Genomic DNA, 18,929 nt, shown 5'->3' with positions numbered 1-18,929 from the left:
GGCCTAGCCGGGGGCGGGTTGGCAGTGGGGGCACCAGTACGTGACGCGCTTGCCGGCCTGGGACGTCTGGTCGCCGCGTTCGACGCGCGTCCCGCAGCGGCGGCAGGGGCGTCCCGCCCGGCCGTACACCCAGTGCTCGCGTCCGCGGGCCAGGTCGCCGGTGGTGATGTGGCCGTGCCGCTCCTTATTGAGGTCCAGCAGCCGGTGAGAGAGTTCCACAAGCCCGAGCAGCCCGGGAACGTTCCCGACCAGGGTCCACGGGTGGACGCCCCGCAGGAACAGGATCTCGGCCTTGTAGACGTTGCCGATCCCGGCGAGCCGGGTCTGGTCGAGCACCGCCTCCCCGATCGTCCGGCCGGGATCCTCCTCCAGCCGCGCGACGGCCGCCGCGGCCGCCTCCGGCCCCCAGCCGGGATCGAGCAGGTCGGGCCCGAGGTGGCCGACGGCCTCGTGCTCCTCCGCGGTGCGCAGCAGCTCGACCAGGCCGAGGGAGTGGCCGACCGCCTGCCACTCCGCGTTCGCCAGCACGAGCCGGACGCGGTGGTCGCGCGGCACGGGCCCGGCCCGGCGGATCTGCCAGCGTCCCTCCATCAGCAGATGGGTGTGGACGGTCAGCCCGCCCTCGACCCGGACGAGGAGGTGCTTGCCGCGCGACACGGCGTCCAGGACGGCGCGTCCGCTCAGGTCGGCGGTCGCGAACCGGGGGACGCGGAAGTCGGAGCGCACCAGCGGCCGCCCGGCGAGCGCCTCGCGCAGGCGCCGGGCGGTCAGCCAGACGACATCACCCTCCGGCATAGAAGGCCCCTCAGATGAACGAAGGGCTCTCCCAGGCGGACGGGTCCTCGGTCAGTTTCCGAACGGACTCGGGCAGTTTCCCCTCGGCGATGTGCGCGAGCATGACCTGCTCCAGGATGGAGCGCTCGCTGGCGCGCAGCGCGATCCACACGTCTTGAAGGGAACGGGCGGGCCCCTCGTACCCGACGTGCTCGGGGCGCTCGCCCCGCACGCCGAGCAGCGGCCCGTCGATGGCGCGGATGATGTCGGCGAGGGAGATCTTGTCGGCCGGCCGTGCCAGCCAGTAGCCGCCCTCGGGTCCCCGCTGGCTCCGGACGAGACCGGACCGGCGCAGCTGGCCGAGGATGTTCTCCAGGAATTTGGGCGGGATCTGCTGCGCCTCCGCGAGCTGCACCGCGGTCACCGGGTGGTTCCCGGCGACCGCCAGCTCCGCGGCGGCGCGCAACGCATAATCGACCCGGGCGGACAATCGCATACCCCCATTATCGCTTGTCCACCGCACAGCTCCGGCACCGCGACCCCTTGAAGCGCCTAACTCGGCTATTGCCGCGACCACGCAACGACCTCAACGCCTGCGATCGCGACCGAAGGCAGGTTTCGAGCTTGCGAGAAACCTGATCGCGCAGCGAGCCGCCAGGCGAACCGGAGCGATGCAGCGATCGCGCGCGTTTTTCGACGATGGAGGGCCGCCAGGCCCGAAAGAGGAGAAAAATGCAATAAACACAGCACGACGCGCCCAACCGGAACCGGGCTGTTGTCCGGCAGGGCGCGTCGCGGGTCTTGCCGTTCGGCGGGTGGGTCAGGCGGCGGGGGTCAGCCCCAGGAGCTCGGCGACGGCTTGGGCGTTGGCGGCGGCGGCGCCGTAGGACGCGAGGTACACGGCGGAGCCGGGGCGCCACACGGGCAGTCCCATCTCCACCACGACGGTGTCCGGACGGGCCGTCAGCAGAGCCGTGGTGAGGGCGCGCTGGGCGGCGTGCCGGTGCGCGTCGCGCAGCACGACGATGAGGCCGCGTCCCTTGGCACGGTCCAGGACCTGGTCCGCCGCCCCGTCCGCCCCGTCGGCTTGGAAGGCGTCGGGCGCCCACGGGCTCAGGCCCCAGGGCGTCGGGCCCATGGCGATGTTGCCGGTGGACTCCGTCTCGACGACGAGCGGCGCGCTGCCCCAGCCGGGCAGCGAGCCCGACACGCGGATGGCGCGGCGGGCCGCCTCCAGCCCGGCGGCGCGGTCGACGACGGCGGACGAGTGCCCGACGAGCCATTCCTTGAGCCGGCGCGTGCGGTCGGCGGCGTCCTGCAGCCGGTCCGGCGACAGCCGCCCGGTCCGGACGGCCTCGCCGATGGCGGCGAGGGTCGCCTCGACGGTCTCGGCGTGCTCCTTCGGGCCGAGGCACAGCAGGTCGGCGCCCGCGATCAGCGCCCGCACGGACGCCTCGGGGATGCCGATCGCGCCGCTCGCGCCCTCCATGTCGAGCGCGTCGGTGACGATCACCCCCTGGTATCCGAGGTGCTCGCGGAGCAGCCCGGTGATCGCCTCGGGGGAGAGGGTCGCCGGCACCCCGCGGGTGATGGTGGGCAGGTTGAGGTGCCCGGTCATCACCGCGCGGGTGCCGGCCTCGATCGCCGCCCGGAACGGGACCAGCTCGCGCCGGTCCAGCAGTTCCAGGTCGGCGTCGACGAGCGGGATGGACAGGTGCGAGTCGTCCACGGTGGCGCCGTGGCCGGGGAAGTGCTTCGCGCAGGCCGCGACGCCCGCCTCCTGCGTGCCGATGACCGACGCGGCGGCGTGCCGCGCGACGAGCTCGGGGTCGGAGCCGAACGAGCGGGTGCCGATCACCGGGTTGTCGTCGGCGGTGTTGACGTCCACCGACGGCGCGAAGTTGAAGTTGACGCCGACGTCGGCGAGCTCGGCGCCGAGGGACCGGTAGATCCGCCGGGTCAGCTCCGGGTCGTCGACGGCGCCGAGCGCCGCGTTGCCCGGGTAGGGGCTGCCCGTCTGGTGGCCGCCGAGGCGGGTGACGTCGCCGCCCTCCTCGTCGATCGTGACGAACGGGTCGCCGGCCTTGCGCATCTGCGCGGTGAGCGCGGCGAGGGACTCCGGGCTCTGCACGTTGCCGGTGAGGGCGAACAGGGTGACGCCGGCGAGGCCGGCCTCCAGTTCGTCCAGCACCCAGCGCGGCGCGGTCGGGCCGGGGAAGGAGGGGAGCAGGGTGCCGCGCGCCAGCCGGGCGATGTCCGCGGTGGTCGCGATGTCGTCGGTCGTCACCCCTTCACCGCCCCGGCGGTGAGGCCCGACACCATGCGGCGCTGGACGAGCAGGAAGAACACGATGACGGGAATGGTCAGCAGCGTCGATGCCGCCATGATGGGCCCCCATGCGTTACCGCTGCGGCCGAAGAAGAACTGCAGCATGATCGGGAGGGTGTACTTGTTCTGGTCGTCGAGGAACGTGAAGGCGAAGATGAACTCGTTCCAGGCCGTGATGAACGAGAAGATGCTGGTGGCGACCAGGCCGGGTGCGACGAGCGGGAGCATGACCCGGAAGAACGTCCGGATCGGCCCGGCGCCGTCGATGGCGGCGGCCTCCTCCAGCTCGCGCGGCACCGCGGCGACGAAACTTCGCAGCATCCAGATCGCGAACGGCACCGCGAAGCCGATGTAGACGATGACGAGACCGGACAGGCTGTTCAGCAGGTCGAGCTGCTTCAGGTCCAGGAACAGCGGGATGACCAGCGCCTCCAGCGGCACCATCTGCACGATCAGCAGCATGATCAGGAAGGTGGTGCGGAACCGGAAGCGGAACCGCGCCACGGCCACCGCCGCCAGCAGCGCGAGCAGGCTCGACGCCACGACGGTGACCAGCGCGAGGACCGCGCTGTTGCGGAAGTACTCCCAGAAGCTGACCTCGGCGATGCCGCCGTTCAGCACCACGTCGAAGTGGTCCAGCGTCGGGTGCGCGGGCAGCGGCTTCGGCGTCGTGCTGAAGATCTCGTCGTTGGGCTTGAACGCGGTGGACGCCATCCAGAAGACGGGGAAGATGGCCAGGAAGAAGACCAGCACCCCCGTCGCGTTCAGCATGATCTTCCGGCGCAGGCGCCTGGAAGGGGGACGGCGCCGCGTGCCGGCCGGGCGCCTCGTTGTCATGGTCGTCATTTCGTCTCCCCCTGGCGCACCATGACCCGCACGTAGAAGGCGGTGACGATGAGCAGGATGACCGTGAGCACCAGCGCGATCGCCGAGCCCATGCCGAGCTTCGGATTCAGCGAGCCGAACGCCTCGGAGTAGCCGTAGAGCGACAGGTTGAACGCGTCGCGGTTCGCCATCCCGGACATGATGAACAGCTGCGTGAAGACCTTGAAGTCCCAGATGATCGACATCACGACCAGCACGAGGAAGATCGGTTTGAGCATCGGGTAGGTGAGGCTCCAGAACGTCCGCCACGGGCCCGATCCGTCCACCCGGGCGGCCTCGTACAGCTCGCCGGGGATGCTCTTCAGGCCGGCCAGGACGGACACGGCGACGAACGGGCACGCCTGCCAGACGACGCACACGGTGAGGACGGTGTACGTGGACAGCGGCGTGGCGAACCAGTTGTAGTCGGCCCAGCCGCCGCCGACGAGGAAGTTCGGCAGCAGGTCGAGGGTCCAGTTGACGACGCCGCCGGTCGTGCCGAACAGCCAGGTGAAGATGATCGCCGCGGTGACCGGAGGGGTGGCCCAGGCGACCATGACGCCGCCCGCGACGACGGACGACATCCTCCTGCCGAGCTTGTTGAGCAGCAGCCCGACCAGCGTCCCGACGAGCAGGGTCAGCGTCACCGCGACGACGGCGAACAGCACGGTCTGCTTGAGGGTCTGCCAGAAGAACGGGTCGTTGAGGATCGTGTCGAAGTTCTCGGTGCCGACCGACTCGGCCGGCTCGCCGCGCAGCTGGCGGTTGCCGACCTTCTGGAACGACATGATGCCGATCTGGATCATCGGCCAGAACATCAGGATGGCGATCACGGCCACGGTCGGCGCGATCAGCAGGTAGGGCCCGAGGCGGGGCCCGCGGCGGCGGCGCGCCCGGCCGGAGGATCTCCGGCCGGACGCTTTCCGCACCGCCGGTGCGGTGTCGAGCATGGACGTTCCGATCAGCCGGGTACTACGACGCGTTCAGCAGGGTGTTGGCTTGCTCGTTCGCCTTCTTCATCTCCTCTTCGGCGGACTTGCCCTGCATGATCGCCTTGATCGCGTTCGGCAGGACCTTCTTGGCCTGCTCGAACTCGCCCCAGCCGGCGCTGATCGGCGGGAACTTGGTGTTGCTCGCGATGGAGGTGAAGGCCTCGAGCTTGGGGTCGGAGAACTTGACGTCCGAGCGCATGGACGAGAAGCCGCTGTAGTCGGCCCACGCCTTGGCGTTCTTGGCGTTGTTCAGCACCGTGATGTAGTCGAAGGCCGCCGCCTTGGCCTTGCTGTCGTTCCAGACGGCCAGGTCGGAGCCGCCCGCCATGACCGGAGCGTTCCCACCGGTCTTGGACGGGATCGGGAAGACGCCCCACTTGTCCACGTTCTTCGGGGCGAGCTTCTTCATCTCCTTCAGCGCCCAGCTGCCGTCGAAGTACATGCCGACCTTGCCGAGCGCGAAGTCGCGCTGCGGGCCCTGCAGCTCGTGCTTGCCGATGTAGCTCTCCGGCGCGACCTTCTCAGTGGTGACGAGGCCGGACCAGTACTTGGCGGCCTCGACCGCCTGCGGCTGGTCGAGCTTGCCGACCCACTTGTCGCCCTCCTTGGTGGCGACCTCGCCGCCGTTGCCCCAGATGAAGCTGAGCAGCGCGTTGGTCTGGTCGCTCGGCACGGCGATGCCGTCCGCCTTGTTCGAGTCCTGGATCTTCTTCGCCGCCGCGGTCAGCTCGGCCCAGGTCTTCGGCTGCTGGATGCTCAGCTCCTGGAACAGGTCCGTGCGGTACCAGACGGCGCGGACGCCGCCGTACCACGGCACGGCGTAGGTCTTGCCGTCCGCCTGGTCGTTGGTGAGCGCGGTCTTGTTCAGCGTCTTGCCGTCCGCCCAGTCCCCGAACTCGCCGCTGATGTCGGCGAGGTTGCCCTGCTCGATGTGGGACTGGACGTCGGTGTTGCCCAGCTCGGTGACGTCTGGGCCCTCGCCGCCGGCCGCCGCCTTCTGGAACGTTGTAGCCACCTGAGGCCAGGGAACGTACTTGATCTGCACGTCCGTGTTCGGGTGCTTGGTCTTGAACTCGGCCTCGACGGCGTCAAGGAACTTCGTCTGCTCCGTGGTTCCTTCGCCCATCATCCACACTTTGAGCTGGGCGGGGTCCTTGCTCGCGCCCTTCTCTTCGCCGCCGCCGTCGTCGCCGCAGGCCGTGGCGGCCAGGGCGATCGCGGCTGCGACGGCCGCAACCTTGATGTACTTCACTGGGGATCCTTTCCGGCATCGCCTCGCGCGGCCTTGTGGCCTGCGGTGCGAGGGGAGATGGGGACCCTTTAGGGTCCCAGCCATGCCCCTCTCGCGTTCGCAACGCTCGCGGGCGCCCTGCTCGCCAGTCCGCGCTCTGCGCGCGCCCCCGATCCGGGGTACCGGACCGGTCGACGCTTGGGCGTAAACTAACAAGAAACTTTCCTAAACAAAACTGCCGTTAGCGGATTGAGACACTTGAGACATCGAGGGGTATCAGCATGGTCGCCAACCGCCCGGGGACGCCGAGGCTCCTGCGTGAGCTCAACGATCGCGCGGCGCTTGACCTGCTCGTCCAGCAGGGCCCGCTGACCCGTGCACAGATCGGTGAGCACACCGGGCTGTCCAAGGTAACCGCGTCCCAGCTGTTGTCGAGACTGGAGGACCGCGGGCTGGTCGCGGTCGTCGGGTCGCAGGCCGGGGGGAGGGGGCCCAACGCCGCGCTGTACGCGGTCGTCCCGTCCAGTGCCTACGTGGCGGGCCTGGAGGTCGGGCCGGACGGCGTCACGGCCGGGGTCGCCGACATCACCGGGCACATCGTCGCCCAGGTCACGGTGGACCCGAACGGCGCGGACGAGCCCGTCCGCATGGTGCACGCCGCCGTCGTGAAGGCGTGCCGCTCGGCCAAGGTCGCGCTGTCGAGGCTGAGCGCGTTCGTGATCGGCACGCCCGGCGTCGTCGACCCGCAGTCCGGCGACGTGCAGTTCTCCTTCGACCTGCCCTCCTGGCACGAGGGCGTCCTCGCCGCGCTGCGGACCGATCTGCGCCGTCCCGTGACGATCGAGAACGACGTCAACCTCGCCGCCATCGCCGAGCGGGCCTACGGCGCCGCGCGCGGCGCCGACGACTTCGCGCTCATGTGGCTCGACCGCGGCATGGGCCTGTCGGTGATGCTGGGGGGCCGGCTGCACCGCGGCCGGTCGGGCGGCGCCGGGGAGATCGGCTACCTGCCCGTCCCCGGCGCGCCGCTGCCGCTCGGCACCGCCCGCCGGGTCCCGGCGGACGAGGGCGTCACCGAGTCGACGACCTGGGGCATCCCGACTCTCGCCGGCGGCTACGGCGCGCTCGTCGGCGCGGACGCGGTCCGCGCCCTCGCGCACGAGTACGGCGTCAAGGAGGCCACGGCGGTGGACTGCGTCCGCGCGGCCGCCGCCGACGAGGCCCGCGGCGGCCCGTTCCTCGACGATCTCGCCCGCCGCATCTCCTACGGCGTGACCTCGGTGAACATCGTCCTGGACCCGGGGCTCGTGGTGCTGTCGGGCAACCTCGGCCGCGCCGGCGGCCGGCCGCTGGCCACCCGCATCGAGGAGATCGTCGGGCGCATCAGCCCGACCCGTCCCACCGTGGCCATGACGGGGGTGGACGGCAACGCCGTCCTGCGCGGCGCCCTGCACGCGGCCCTGGTGAAGGCCCGCGACGACGTCTTCTCCGCGGCCGGAGTGTCCTAGGGCGGGGTCTCCTAGGGGCGACTCTGCGGCGGGGAAACAATGAGCGCCCCCGATGGGCGGCGGAGGCGCTCGTGAGCGTTCTTACTTGGCGGTGCTCGCGGCGGCCTGCTCCCGATGGCGCCGCGGGTCGTTCAGTGCCCGGTCGATGACGGTCTGACTGATGATCTGGCGCTTGCGCCGGAGCGCCGCCGCCTTGCGTGCCGTAGGTGTCATGGCGAACCCTGTTCCGCGGCGGCGTTCCCCCCGCCCCCGCTACCCCGTGATGCCCTCATCCTCCCAGAGCGGAGCGGTCCACGGGATCCGTCCAAGGAATGAATTCGAGGTCAGACCAAGTGGGGAGAAGACCCCTGGGACGGGTGGGGGTTCCCCTGGGATCATGGTCGGGAACGCACTCCCGTACCGGCCCGTTGGGGGAACCGTGATCGTTGAACCGAGGGGACATCATGGCGCTGCGTGAGCGGTTGCGGCGGCTCGTCCAGAAGCCCGGCAGCGTCGACCTCGCGCCGTTCCGCGCCCTGGTGGACGAGGCGGGCGAGCGGGAGGCGCGCGTCCGGGACCTGTCCGACGACGAGCTGACCGCCGCCGCCTCCGCCCTCCGCCGGAAGGAGGACCTCGCGGAGCTGTGCGCCCTCGGCCGGGAGGCGGCGCGCCGGACGCTGGGCGAGCGGCCGTTCGACGTGCAGCTCGTCGGGACGCTCGCGCTGCTGTCCGGGCATGTCGCGGAGATGGCCACCGGCGAGGGCAAGACCCTCTCGGGCGCCATGGCCGCCGCCGGGTACGCGCTCCGCGGCCGCCAGGTCCACGTCATGTCGGTCAACGACTACCTCGCGCGCCGCGACGCCGAATGGATGGGGCCCCTGTACGCGATGCTCGGCGTGTCGGTCGGCTGGGTCGGGCAGTCGTCCACGCCGGACGAGCGGCGGGCGGCCTACCGGGCCGACGTGACGTACGCGCCGGTCAGCGAGATCGGCTTCGACCTGCTGCGGGACCGGCTCGCCACGGGCGCCGGCGACGTCGTCCAGCCGGAGCCGTCCGTCGCGCTGATCGACGAGGCCGACTCGGTGCTGGTCGACGAGGCGATGGTGCCGCTCGTCCTCGCGGGCGCCGCCGACCTCGACTCCGCCGACCCCCGCTACGCCGACCTGGTCCGCCGGCTGCGGCCCGGCCTGCACTACGCCACCGACGACGAGGCCCGCAACGTCCAGCTCACCCCGGCGGGGGCGCACGAGGTGGAACGCGTCCTCGGCCTGGACCTCTACGCGTCCGAGCACCTCGACACCCTGACCGCCGTGAACGTCGCCCTGCACGCCGAGGTGCTGCTGCACCGCGACGTGGACTACCTCGTCCGCGACGGCGAGGTGAAGCTGATCAGCGAGTCGCGCGGCCGGGTGGCGCTGCTGCAGCGCTGGCCGGACGGCCTCCAGGCCGCGGTGGAGGCGAAGGAGGCGCTGGAGGCGTCCCCGAGCGGCGAGATCCTCGACTCGATCACCGTCCAGGAGCTGGTCGGACGCTACCCGGTGCGGTGCGGCATGACCGGCACGGCGATGGCGGTGGCGGGGCAGCTCACGGAGTTCTACGCGCTGCAGATCGCCGTCGTCCCGCCGAACCGGGCCTGCGTCCGCGACGACGAGCCCGACCGCCTCTACGCGACCGCCGCCGACAAGGAGGTCGCGATCGTCGAGGAGATCGCCAGGGCGCACGCGGCCGGGCGCCCGGTCCTGGTCGGGACCGGCGACGTCGCCGAATCCGAACGGCTCGCGCGCCGCCTCACCCGGGCCGGGCTCGACCGGGTCGTCCTCAACGCCAAGAACGACGCCGAGGAGGCCGCGATCATCGCGGAGGCCGGGGCGCACGGGGCGATCACCGTCTCCACGCAGATGGCGGGGCGCGGCACCGACATCCGGCTCGGCGGCAGCCCGTCCGTGCCGCCTGGCACGGCCCCCGCCGACGTGGCGGGCTCCGACCACGACCGGGTCGCCGAGGCGGGCGGCCTCCTCGTCATCGGGACGGGCCGCTACCACAGCAGCCGCCTGGACGACCAGCTCCGCGGCCGCGCCGGGCGGCAGGGCGACCCCGGCGGATCGGTGTTCTTCACCAGCCTCCAGGACGACCTCGTCACCCGGTTCGCGCCCGACGAGAAGACGAAGGCGTCCTCGGACGACGACGGGCTCATCACCGACAAGGGCGCGCACTGGATCGTCGGCCACGCGCAGCGCGTCGCGGAGGGCGTCGACCTCGAACTGCACCGCAACACCTGGCGCTACAACCAGCTGATCGGGCTGCAGCGGCGGGAGGTCCTCGCCGAACGCGACGCCGTGCTGCGCGGCGACGCCGCCGACCGGACCATGGCCGCGGACGCCCCCGCCCGGCACGCCGCGCTCACCAAGCTCGCCGGCGCGGACGCGGTGGCGGCGGCCGCGCGGCAGATCGTCCTGTACCAGCTGGACCGCTGCTGGTCCGAGCACCTCGCCTACCTCGCCGACCTGCGCGAAGGGATCCATCTGCGCTCGCTCGGCCGCGGGCTCGACCCGCTCGTCGAGTTCAACCGCGAGGCCGTCCCGGCGGGCAAGCGCCTCCTCGCGGACGCGCGGGCACGGTCGATCGCGGCCTTCGAGGCGCTCACCGCGTCCGAGGACGGCATCGACCTGGACGCCGCCGAGCTGAAGCGCCCGTCGGCGACGTGGACGTACCTCGTCCACGACAACCCGTTCGGCTCCCTGGACGAGCGCGCCCTCCGCGGCATGATCAACATGTTCAAACGCCGCCGCTGACAGAACGGCCGACCGTCTCCCGGACGATCAGGCGTGGCCGGGCTCCCCGGACGTGATCCAAGACGGTCGTCCGCGAACGGCAGGGTCGGTCGCGAACGGGATTCGTCAGGCGCGGAGGCGGAGGCCGCGGGGCGTCGGATGGAAGCCGGCGGACTCCAGCGCGGCGGCCAGCGGCGAATCGGTGATCGCGGCGCCGTCGGCGCGTTCGACGGTGAGCTTGCCGAGCGCCCCCTCCCGGACGGCGAGCGCGAGTGCGTCGACCGCCGGTTGCAGCACGCCGGGGTCGTCGTCCCAGGTGAGGAGCGTCCGGCCGCCGCGCTCGACGTAGAGGACGAGCCGCCCCTCGACCAGCGCGACCAGCGCGCCGGCCTTGCGGCCCGGCTTGTGGCCGCTGGCGACCTCGTCATCCCGTTCCGGCCAGGGCAGCGCCGCGCCGTACGGGTTGGCGGGGTCGGCGGCCGCCAGGACCAGGGCCCGGTTGCCGGGGTTGCGGGGCGTCTCCCAGAGCGCCGAGATGTCGTCCGGGGGAGCGGCCGCCGCCGGACGCAGCGCGCGGAGCCGGTCGACGGCGCCCGGGAGCGCGAACTGGGCCGCGCCCAGGCCCTCCACGAAATAGCCGCGGCGGCAGCGTCCGGTCTCCTCGAACGCGCGCAGCACCGGGTAGACGGCGGAGAACCCGCCAAGGATGCGTTCCGCGGCGACCGCGCCGCGGATGACGATGCCGTACCGCTCCAGCAGCGCCTCGGCGAGAGCGTGCGAACGCAGTGTCGCGCCGGACTCGCGTTCGGGGAGCGGCCACCAGCGTCCGGCGACCGTGGGCGGACCCGTCCTGGACGGCAGGACGGGACGCCCACGACGGGTCGTCCTAGAACGATGCGTGGGACGGCCACTGCCGAGCGCCGCGCGCAGCGGCGCCATGGTGTCGTTGGTGAGATGCCCCGCCCAGACCAGGTCCCACACGGCGGTGACGAGGTCGGCGTCGTTGGCGGCGAGGTGCTGGTTCACCCGGTCGGACAGCGTCCGGAAGAACAGCGCGCCGCCGTCGCCGAGCGCGTCCAGGACGGCCTGATGCGCGGGCGTCAGCGTGATCTCGGCGGGTTCCGGCATGAGGAGCGGCGCTGTGTCGGCCAGGTACAGCGCCACCCAGCCGTCGCCGCCCGGCAGCCCGCCCTGCCCCGCCCACACGACCTCGCCCGCGGACGTCAGCTCGTCCAGCATCGCCGGGCTGTAGCCGGGCACCCGGGACGGCAGGATCAGCGACTCCAGCGCGGACGCGGGCACCGCCGCGCCCTGGAGCTGCTCGACCGACTGGACGAGCGCGTCGACGCCGCGCAGCCGGGACCCGCCGGAGATCCCGTGCCAGACCGGCAGGAAGCGGCCGAGCGACTCCGGCGGCGACGGCTCGACCTCGGCGCGCAGCCGGGCCAGCGAGCGGCGCCGCAGCGTCCGCAGCACGCCGGTGTCGCACCATTCGCTGGTGAGCGGGCCCGTCACGGCCTCGACGGGCAGGAACTCGCCCTCGACGACCCGTCCCGCGCCCGCCAGCCGCCGCAGCGTCTCCACGACCACGGCCGTGCCGAGGCCGAAGCGCGCGGCGGGAGCGCCCGGCCGGAACGGGCCGTGCGTGCGCGCGTACCGGGAGATCAGATCGCCGAGCGGATCGTCGACCGGTTCGAGGAACGCCTCCGGGATGCCCACGGGCAGCGGCGCGCCGAGCGCGTCGCGGAGCCGTCCGGCATCCTCGATGGCGGCCCAGCGCTCCTCGCCGGCGATCCGCACGCGGATCGCGCGCCGTGCGGCCTCCAGTTCCGCCAGCCACCGCGACACCTGCACGAGCACGTCGTCGGCGGCGGACGCCTCCGGCCCGCCCGCTGGGAGCGTTCGTTCGGCGGCCTCGGCCGTGGTGAGCGGGCCTAGGGCGCGGAGGAGGTCGGCCACGCCCTCCAGGTCGCGGGCGCGGCGATCGGTGGCGAGGCGCTGGAGCTCGCTTTCGATTTCGGCGACCGCTTCGGGATCGAGCAGCTCGCGGAGATCGGCCTGCCCGAGCAGTTCGGCGAGAAGTGCGGAATCGAGCGCGAGCGCTTGGGCGCGGCGTTCGGCAAGGGGCGAATCGCCCTCGTACATGAACGCGCCGATGTAGTGGAACAGCAGGGACCGCGCGTAGGGGGACGGCTCGGGCGTCTCCACCTCGACCATGCGGACCTTGCGTCCCGACATGTCGCGCATCAGCTGCACCAGGCCGGGGACGTCGAACACGTCCTGCAGGCACTCCCGCATCGTCTCCAGCACGATCGGGAACGACGGGTACTTGCTGGCGACGGCGAGGAGCTGCGCGGCGCGCTGGCGCTGCTGCCAGAGCGGCATCCGCTTGTCGGGACGGCGGCGGGGGAGGAGCAGTGAACGCGCCGCGCATTCACGGAACCTGGCCGCGAACAGCGCCGAACCGCCCAGCTCGTCCACGACGACGCGTTCGATGTCGTCGGCGTCGAAGACGGCCAGGTCGAGACCGGGGGACTCATCCATGTCGGGGATGCGGATGACGATGCCGTCGTCGGCGTGCATGGCCTGCGCATCGACGCCGTACCGTTCGCGCAGACGGCCCGCTATGGCGAGTGCCCACGGCGCGTGCACGCGCGCGCCCAGCGGCGAGTGGACGACCATGCGCCAGTCACCGAGTTCGTCGCGGAACCGTTCGACGACCATGGTGCGGTCATCGGGGATGTGGCCGGTGGCCTCACGCTGCTCGTTCACGTACGAGACGAGGTTGGCGGACGCCCAGGCGTCCAGCCCGGCGGCGGAGACGCGTTCGCGGGCGTCGTCGGCGGACAGGCCGGCCAGCTCGCGGGTGAACGTTCCGAGCGCCCGGCCCAGCTCGGCGGGACGCCCGAGCATGTCGCCGTGCCAGAACGGCAGCTTGCCCGGCTGGCCCGGCGCGGGCGAGACGAGCACACGGTCGGGCGTGATGTCCTCGATTCGCCACGAGCTGGCGCCGAGCACGAACACGTCGCCGACGCGCGACTCGTACACCATCTCCTCGTCGAGTTCACCCACCCGCGAAGCCTTTTCGCCGACGAGGAAGACGCCGAACAGGCCGCGGTCTGGGATCGTCCCGCCGCTGGTCACCGCGAGGCGCTGCGCCCCTGGACGTTCGCGCAGGATGCCGGTCACGCGGTCCCAGACGAGGCGTGGACGCAGTTCGCCGAACTCGTCGCTGGGATAGCGTCCGGCGAGCATGTCGAGGGTCGCCTCAAGCGCGGAACGGGGGAGCGTGGCGTAGGGGGCGGCGCGTTTGACCGTCGATTCCAGGTCGTCGACGGTCCACTCGTCCATGGAGACCATCGCGACGATCTGCTGGGCGAGGACGTCCAGGGGGTTGCGCGGGTAGCGCATCTCCTCGATCTCACCGCCGCGCATGCGTTCGGCCACGACGGCCGTCTGCACGAGGTCGCCCCTGTACTTGGGGAAGATGACGCCCTTGGACACGGCGCCGACCTGGTGGCCCGCACGCCCGACCCGTTGGAGCCCGTTGGCCACCGACGGCGGCGACTCCACCTGGACGACCAGATCGACGGCGCCCATGTCGATGCCCAGTTCCAGGCTGGACGTCGCCACGACCGCTGGAAGGCGCCCCTCCTTCAGCGCGTTCTCGATACCGGCCCGCTCCTCCTTGGAGACGGACCCGTGGTGCGCGCGGGCGATTTCCTGTGGCGCGCCTCTGGACGACCCCGCCTCCGCCATCAATTCCGCAGGAGAGTGGTTCTCGGGGAGAGGAGCCCCTGTGGCGCGTTCGTAGGCGAGTTCGTTCAGCCGCCCGCAGAGCCTTTCGGCCAACCTTCGCGAATTTGCGAACACCAGCGTCGAACGGTGCGCCTCGATGAGGTCGAGCAGGCGGTCTTCGACATGGGGCCAGATGCTGCGCTGGCGCGGGTCGGCCGCGCCGGAGCCGTCGACGAACTGGCTCACCTCGCCCATGTCCTCGACGGGGACGACGATGTCGAGTTCGAAGACCTTGTCGGAGCGCGGCTGGACGACCGTCGCGGGCCTCGCCCCGCCGAGGAACGCCGCGACCTCGTCGGCCGGGCGGACGGTCGCGGACAGGCCGATCCGCTGAGCGGGACGTTCGAGGAGCGCGTCGAGGCGTTCGAGGGACAGCGCCAGGTGCGCGCCGCGCTTGGTGCCCGCCACGGCGTGCACCTCGTCGACGATGACCGTCTCGACGCCGCGCAGCGACTCGCGCGCCCGCGAGGTGAGGATCAGGAACAGCGACTCGGGCGTCGTGATCAGGATGTCGGGCGGCTTGACGGCGAGGCGGCGGCGCTCGTCGGCCGGGGTGTCGCCGGACCGCATCCCGACGCGGACGCCGGGTTCGGGCAGGCCGAGCCTGCGCGCCGCGTGCCGGATGCCCGTCAGCGGGGCGCGCAGGTTGCGCTCCACGTCGACGGCGAGCGCCTTCAGCGGCGACACGTACAGGACGCGGCAGCGCCGCAGCGGATCGTCGCCGGCGGGCGCCGTGGCGAGCCGGTCGAGGGACCACAGGAACGCCGCCAGGGTCTTGCCGGACCCGGTCGGCGCCACGACCAGCGTGCTGTCGCCGCTCGAAATCGACTCCCACGCACCGGCCTGGGCGGGAGTGGGCGCGGCGAAGGCCCCGGAGAACCAGGCCCGGGTCGCCGGAGAGAATCGTTCGAGCACGTCACCGCCCATGCGGCCATACTGCCTCGCGGGTCCGACAGAATGACGCGGAGTGGCGTGCGTCACGTTGTAAGCAAGCACTTGTCCGGGGCAAGGTCTACGGGTAGGACACCCGCCTCGCAGGGAGCCCCGATGCCCTACGTCCTCCTCGCTCTCGGCCTGCTGATCGCGCTTCTGGCCGCGAACGCCCACGCACCCCGGCGCGGCGCCGTCCTGGTCGCGCCGAGCTTCTTCTACGGCTGGCTGACCATCGAACTGGCGCCGCAGGTGCTCGTCGTATGGGCCGCCGCGACCGCGCTCACCGCGACCTTCGGCGGACTGGACGGCTGGGCCGGCTGGACGGGCCTCGCGCTGACGATCCCCGGCATGGCGGGCATCGCCGCAACGCTCCTCGCCACACGCCGCACCGTCGTCACCCTGCGCGAGTGCGGAGCGCCCCTCGACCTGGATCCGGAGGGCGCGCCCCGCTACCCGCTGCCGCACTTGTTCGTCCCGCCGCTGTGCCTGATCCCGCGCAGGGGCGTGCACGTCGAACGCAACGTCGTGTACCGGCAGGACGGACGGCTCCGCCTGAAACTGGACGTCTACGCACGCGAACGCTCCGGCGACGAACTGCGCCCAGGACTCATGCAGATCCACGGCGGCGGCTGGGTCATCGGCGACAAACGCGAGCAGGGACTACCGCTTCTCAACCACATGGCCGTCCAGGGATGGGTCGGCTTCAACGTCAACTACCGGCTCAGCCCGCGTGCCACCTGGCCGGAACACCTCATCGACCTGAAACACTTCGTCGCCTGGTACAAGGAGCACGCCGAGGAGTACGGCGCCGACCCCGATTTCCTGTGCGTGACCGGCGGCTCGGCGGGCGGGCACCTCACGGCGATGGTCGCGTTGACAGCGAACGAGCCCGGATTCCAGCCCGGCTTTGAAGACGTCGACACCACCGTGCAGGGCGCAGTGCCCTTCTACGGGGTGTACAACCTTTTGGAAGCCGGCCCCTGGCCTCGCCCCATGGGCGCGACACCCCTCCTGGAGCGAATGGTCGTCAAGCTGCCGTTCGCAGAGAACCATGACGCGTACGCCAAGGCGTCCCCGGTCACGTACCTGCGCGAGGACGCGCCGCCGTTCTTCGTCGTCCACGGAAGCCGCGACTCGCTCATCCCCGTCGCGGAGGCACGCCGATTCGTGGAACGGCTACGGGACGTCTCCGCGGCACCCGTCATCTACGCCGAGATGAAGGGCGCGCAGCACGCGTTCGACGTCTTCCCCTCCTACCGGACGGCCCGCGTCATCGAAGCGGTCGAGCGTTACCTGACAGGACTTCACCGCCAGTACCGCCAGGGCGTCCACCCCGCGGTCCCCGGCGAGGTCAGGCGGTCCTTGCAGGACCGCTCCGTCGGATAGCGTGGACGGGTGCGGCTCACAGTCTTCTGGGATCGGATGAGACAGCAGTTCGGCGAGACCTACGCCGAAAGCGTCGCCAAGGACTACGTGATGGCCGAACTGGACGGCCGCACCATCGAGCAGGCCCTCGCCGACGGCGAACCCGCCAAGCGGGTCTGGCAGGCGGTGGTCGCCACGTTCAGCGTCCCCTCGAAACTGCAATAGCCGCTCCGCCCGCCCGGCGTCCGGTCTAGTCGGGGACGGGCAGATGCGCGTAGAGGTCCATCGCGTCCACGGACGACGGCAGGTCGCTGACCTGGCCGTCGCCGACCTCCACGACACGCCACGCGCCGTCCGTCCGCCGGGCGAGGTCGGTCGTGATGAACCGGCAGCCCAGCGCGCGCACGGCCGGGGCGACGGCGTCCAGCATGGGGTCGGGCTCCATGCCGGGGCTGTCTGGGTGCGGCCCCACCAGGGCGGGCTCGCCGTCCACCCACCACACGCGTGCCTCACCCCCGCCGTCGTACTCCTCGAACTCGCGCACGACGAGACCGCCCGCCAGATGGTCGTCCCGCAACGCCACCATCTTGGACGCGACGTCGTGGAGCTGGGCGAGGTTCTTCACATCGGGGACGAAGCACGCTTCCTCCCACTCGTGCTTGCACGACTTCACGTAGTCCTTGACGATGCCGGGCCCGCCCTTCAACGGCTTGACGAGCTCACCCAGTTCGCTCAGATCGCCAGGGTCTTGACCCACGCCGAGGGGCCGCCACACACTGTGCGGGGTCAGCCCGGCGAACGTGTCGTGCCAGCCGGGCAGTTCATGCGCCCGCCGGTAGTCGTCCGGATGCGTGAGCAGGATCGTGCCCCGCCGCTTCAGCATCGCGGACACCGCGGCGTACTCGTCGCCCGTGAGCATCCAGCCGCGATACCAGACGGGACCCAGATCGGACGGCACCGCGCGCACCGCGTCGTCCACATCGCCGCGCCGCAATGCGTCATGGTCGATCAGGGCGATCTCGCCGTAGTGGTCGCGGACGGCCGCGGCCTCGCGGGAGAAATGGGGGTCAACGCGCCGAGGGTGGAGCGGATCGACGCAGAAGAGAACGGTCAGCGTCATGATGGGAACCCTCCGTGGACGGCGCCAGCGTACGGGGTCAGAAGCAGGGAGCGCACGGAGATTCCGCCCGAATCGGCACACTGGACGATGATCGAACTAATGTTCGGTAAGGTAGTGCGGGCACGCGGCGTCATCCACAATTCCACCGGAGTCTCGAAAGTGTCGGAGGCCCGCCGTAACGTCGCCGTCGACATCGCAAGCAGCGGCCGAGAGCCGACAGTCACGACGAGAAGGACATCTCACATGGCAGCGAACGACCGGGAGAAGGCTCTCGAGACCGCACTCGCCCAGATCGAGCGGCAGTTCGGCAAGGGATCGGTCATGCGGATGGGCGAGGAGGCCCGGGCGCCCGTCGAGGTGATCCCCACGGGGGCGATCGCGCTCGACATCGCGCTCGGCATCGGCGGCCTGCCCCGCGGCCGCGTCGTCGAGGTGTACGGCCCCGAAGGCTCCGGCAAGACCTCCATCGCGCTCCACGCCGTGGCCAGCGTCCAGAAACGGGGCGGCATCGCCGCGTTCGTCGACGCCGAGCACGCCCTCGACCCCGAGTACGCCACCAAGCTCGGCGTCGACATCGACGCCCTGCTCGTCTCCCAGCCCGACACCGGCGAGCAGGCCCTGGAGATCACCGACATGCTGATCCGCTCCGGCGCGATCGACATCGTCGTCATCGACTCCGTCGCCGCGCTCGTGCCCCGCGCCGAGATCGAGGGCGAGATGGGCGACAGCCACGTCGGCCTCCAGGCCCGCCTCATGTCGCAGGCCCTGCGCAAGCTCACCGGCGCGATCAACCAGACCAGGACCACCGTCATCTTCATCAACCAGCTCCGCGAGAAGGTCGGCGTCATGTTCGGCTCCCCGGAGACCACCACCGGCGGCCGGGCGCTGAAGTTCTACGCCTCCGTCCGGCTGGACGTCCGCCGCATCGAGACCCTCAAGGACGGCACCGAGGCGGTCGGCAACCGCGTCCGCGTCAAGGTCGTCAAGAACAAGATGGCCCCGCCGTTCCGCGTCGCCGACTTCGACCTGCTCTACGGCCTGGGCATCAGCCGCGAGGGCGGCCTGATCGACCTCGGCGTGGAGCACGGCTTCGTCCGCAAGTCCGGCGCCTGGTACACCTACGACGGCGACCAGCTCGGCCAGGGCAAGGAGAACGCCCGCAACTTCCTCAAGACCAACCCCGACCTGGCCGACGGCATCGAGAAGAAGATCAAGGAGAAGCTCGGCATCGGCCCGAAGGTCGACCGGGAGGCCGAGCCCCCCGCC

At 71.5% G+C, this 18,929-nt stretch carries 14 protein-coding genes; 5 read left to right on the top strand and 9 right to left on the bottom strand.

The window, feature by feature from the left end:
• Window positions 1-3: 3 nt before the first annotated feature.
• The 6 genes from ETD83_RS27830 to ETD83_RS27805 all read right to left on the bottom strand — a co-directional run bounded on the left by ETD83_RS27830 (window position 4) and on the right by ETD83_RS27805 (window position 6,210).
• The gene (locus tag ETD83_RS27830) at window positions 4-795 is read right to left on the bottom strand and encodes a DNA-formamidopyrimidine glycosylase family protein (RefSeq protein ID WP_138648176.1); all 792 of its coding nucleotides are present in this window, start codon (window positions 793-795) and stop codon (window positions 4-6) included.
• Window positions 796-805: 10 nt separating this feature from the next.
• Window positions 806-1,270 (bottom strand): RrF2 family transcriptional regulator, encoded by a 465-nt coding sequence (locus ETD83_RS27825; protein ID WP_138648175.1) that lies wholly within the window; start codon window positions 1,268-1,270, stop codon window positions 806-808.
• Window positions 1,271-1,594: 324 nt separating this feature from the next.
• A complete protein-coding gene (locus tag ETD83_RS27820; RefSeq protein ID WP_230421235.1) occupies window positions 1,595-3,061 on the bottom strand; it encodes a glycoside hydrolase family 3 protein in 1,467 nt (488 codons plus the stop codon).
• Window positions 3,058-3,939, bottom strand: coding sequence for a carbohydrate ABC transporter permease (locus tag ETD83_RS27815; protein WP_171064464.1), 882 nt, complete (start codon window positions 3,937-3,939; stop codon window positions 3,058-3,060). Before ETD83_RS27815 ends, ETD83_RS27820 begins: the two co-directional genes overlap by 4 nt.
• A 5-nt stretch (window positions 3,940-3,944) precedes the next feature.
• The gene (locus tag ETD83_RS27810) at window positions 3,945-4,916 is read right to left on the bottom strand and encodes a carbohydrate ABC transporter permease (RefSeq protein ID WP_138648173.1); all 972 of its coding nucleotides are present in this window, start codon (window positions 4,914-4,916) and stop codon (window positions 3,945-3,947) included.
• Window positions 4,917-4,938: 22 nt separating this feature from the next.
• Window positions 4,939-6,210 carry an extracellular solute-binding protein gene (locus ETD83_RS27805; protein WP_138648172.1) on the bottom strand — a complete coding sequence of 424 codons (1,272 nt, stop codon included), beginning with the start codon at window positions 6,208-6,210 and terminating at the stop codon, window positions 4,939-4,941.
• Between the two features lie 260 nt (window positions 6,211-6,470).
• On the opposite strand from ETD83_RS27805, the gene ETD83_RS27800 reads away from it, so the two are divergent.
• Entirely contained in the window at window positions 6,471-7,697 is a 1,227-nt protein-coding gene (locus tag ETD83_RS27800; RefSeq protein WP_138648171.1) for an ROK family transcriptional regulator, read from the top strand.
• Window positions 7,698-7,778: 81 nt separating this feature from the next.
• On the opposite strand, the gene ETD83_RS45500 is transcribed toward ETD83_RS27800, so the two are convergent.
• Complete coding sequence (locus tag ETD83_RS45500; protein ID WP_268920503.1) at window positions 7,779-7,910, bottom strand: hypothetical protein; 132 nt, start codon at window positions 7,908-7,910, stop codon at window positions 7,779-7,781.
• A 230-nt stretch (window positions 7,911-8,140) separates the two neighbouring features.
• Here ETD83_RS45500 and secA2 point away from each other — a divergent pair, with 230 nt between their 5' ends.
• Window positions 8,141-10,468 (top strand): accessory Sec system translocase SecA2, encoded by a 2,328-nt coding sequence (gene secA2, locus ETD83_RS27795; protein WP_138648170.1) that lies wholly within the window; start codon window positions 8,141-8,143, stop codon window positions 10,466-10,468.
• A gap of 105 nt (window positions 10,469-10,573) precedes the next feature.
• Here secA2 and ETD83_RS27790 read toward each other — a convergent pair whose 3' ends face one another.
• Complete coding sequence (locus ETD83_RS27790) at window positions 10,574-15,172, bottom strand: ATP-dependent helicase (protein ID WP_138648169.1); 4,599 nt, start codon at window positions 15,170-15,172, stop codon at window positions 10,574-10,576.
• A gap of 120 nt (window positions 15,173-15,292) precedes the next feature.
• On the opposite strand from ETD83_RS27790, the gene ETD83_RS27785 reads away from it, so the two are divergent.
• Both ETD83_RS27785 and ETD83_RS27780 read left to right on the top strand, forming a co-directional pair.
• On the top strand, window positions 15,293-16,564 hold the full coding sequence (locus ETD83_RS27785) for an alpha/beta hydrolase (RefSeq protein ID WP_138648168.1): 1,272 nt from the start codon (window positions 15,293-15,295) through the stop codon (window positions 16,562-16,564).
• A 9-nt stretch (window positions 16,565-16,573) separates the two neighbouring features.
• Complete coding sequence (locus ETD83_RS27780) at window positions 16,574-16,768, top strand: DUF3046 domain-containing protein (RefSeq protein WP_138648167.1); 195 nt, start codon at window positions 16,574-16,576, stop codon at window positions 16,766-16,768.
• 25 nt (window positions 16,769-16,793) lie between these two features.
• On the opposite strand, the gene ETD83_RS27775 is transcribed toward ETD83_RS27780, so the two are convergent.
• Entirely contained in the window at window positions 16,794-17,663 is an 870-nt protein-coding gene (locus tag ETD83_RS27775; protein ID WP_138648166.1) for an ATP-grasp domain-containing protein, read from the bottom strand.
• 243 nt (window positions 17,664-17,906) lie between these two features.
• Here ETD83_RS27775 and recA point away from each other — a divergent pair.
• On the top strand, window positions 17,907-18,929 hold a 1,023-nt coding region (recA, locus tag ETD83_RS27770), incomplete at its 3' end, for a recombinase RecA (RefSeq protein WP_138648165.1).

Source organism: Actinomadura soli (assembly GCF_005889715.1).
In the GTDB taxonomy this organism is placed as follows: Bacteria; Actinomycetota; Actinomycetes; order Streptosporangiales; family Streptosporangiaceae; genus Spirillospora; species Spirillospora soli.
The sequence above is the reverse complement of the archived record's forward strand: the minus strand, read 5'-3'. Positions and strand labels throughout refer to the sequence as shown.

Excerpts from the sequence above, each read along its gene's own strand:
- ETD83_RS27830 (WP_138648176.1), bottom strand. The coding sequence starts at position 795 with ATGCCGGAGGGTGATGTCGTCTGGCTGACCGCCCGGCGCCTGCGCGAG.
- ETD83_RS27825 (WP_138648175.1), bottom strand. The coding sequence starts at position 1,270 with ATGCGATTGTCCGCCCGGGTCGATTATGCGTTGCGCGCCGCCGCGGAG.
- ETD83_RS27815 (WP_171064464.1), bottom strand. The coding sequence starts at position 3,939 with ATGACAACGAGGCGCCCGGCCGGCACGCGGCGCCGTCCCCCTTCCAGG.
- ETD83_RS27810 (WP_138648173.1), bottom strand. The coding sequence starts at position 4,916 with ATGCTCGACACCGCACCGGCGGTGCGGAAAGCGTCCGGCCGGAGATCC.
- ETD83_RS27800 (WP_138648171.1), top strand. The coding sequence starts at position 6,471 with ATGGTCGCCAACCGCCCGGGGACGCCGAGGCTCCTGCGTGAGCTCAAC.
- ETD83_RS45500 (WP_268920503.1), bottom strand. The coding sequence starts at position 7,910 with ATGACACCTACGGCACGCAAGGCGGCGGCGCTCCGGCGCAAGCGCCAG.
- secA2 (WP_138648170.1), top strand. The coding sequence starts at position 8,141 with ATGGCGCTGCGTGAGCGGTTGCGGCGGCTCGTCCAGAAGCCCGGCAGC.
- ETD83_RS27790 (WP_138648169.1), bottom strand. The coding sequence starts at position 15,172 with ATGGGCGGTGACGTGCTCGAACGATTCTCTCCGGCGACCCGGGCCTGG.
- ETD83_RS27785 (WP_138648168.1), top strand. The coding sequence starts at position 15,293 with ATGCCCTACGTCCTCCTCGCTCTCGGCCTGCTGATCGCGCTTCTGGCC.
- ETD83_RS27775 (WP_138648166.1), bottom strand. The coding sequence starts at position 17,663 with ATGACGCTGACCGTTCTCTTCTGCGTCGATCCGCTCCACCCTCGGCGC.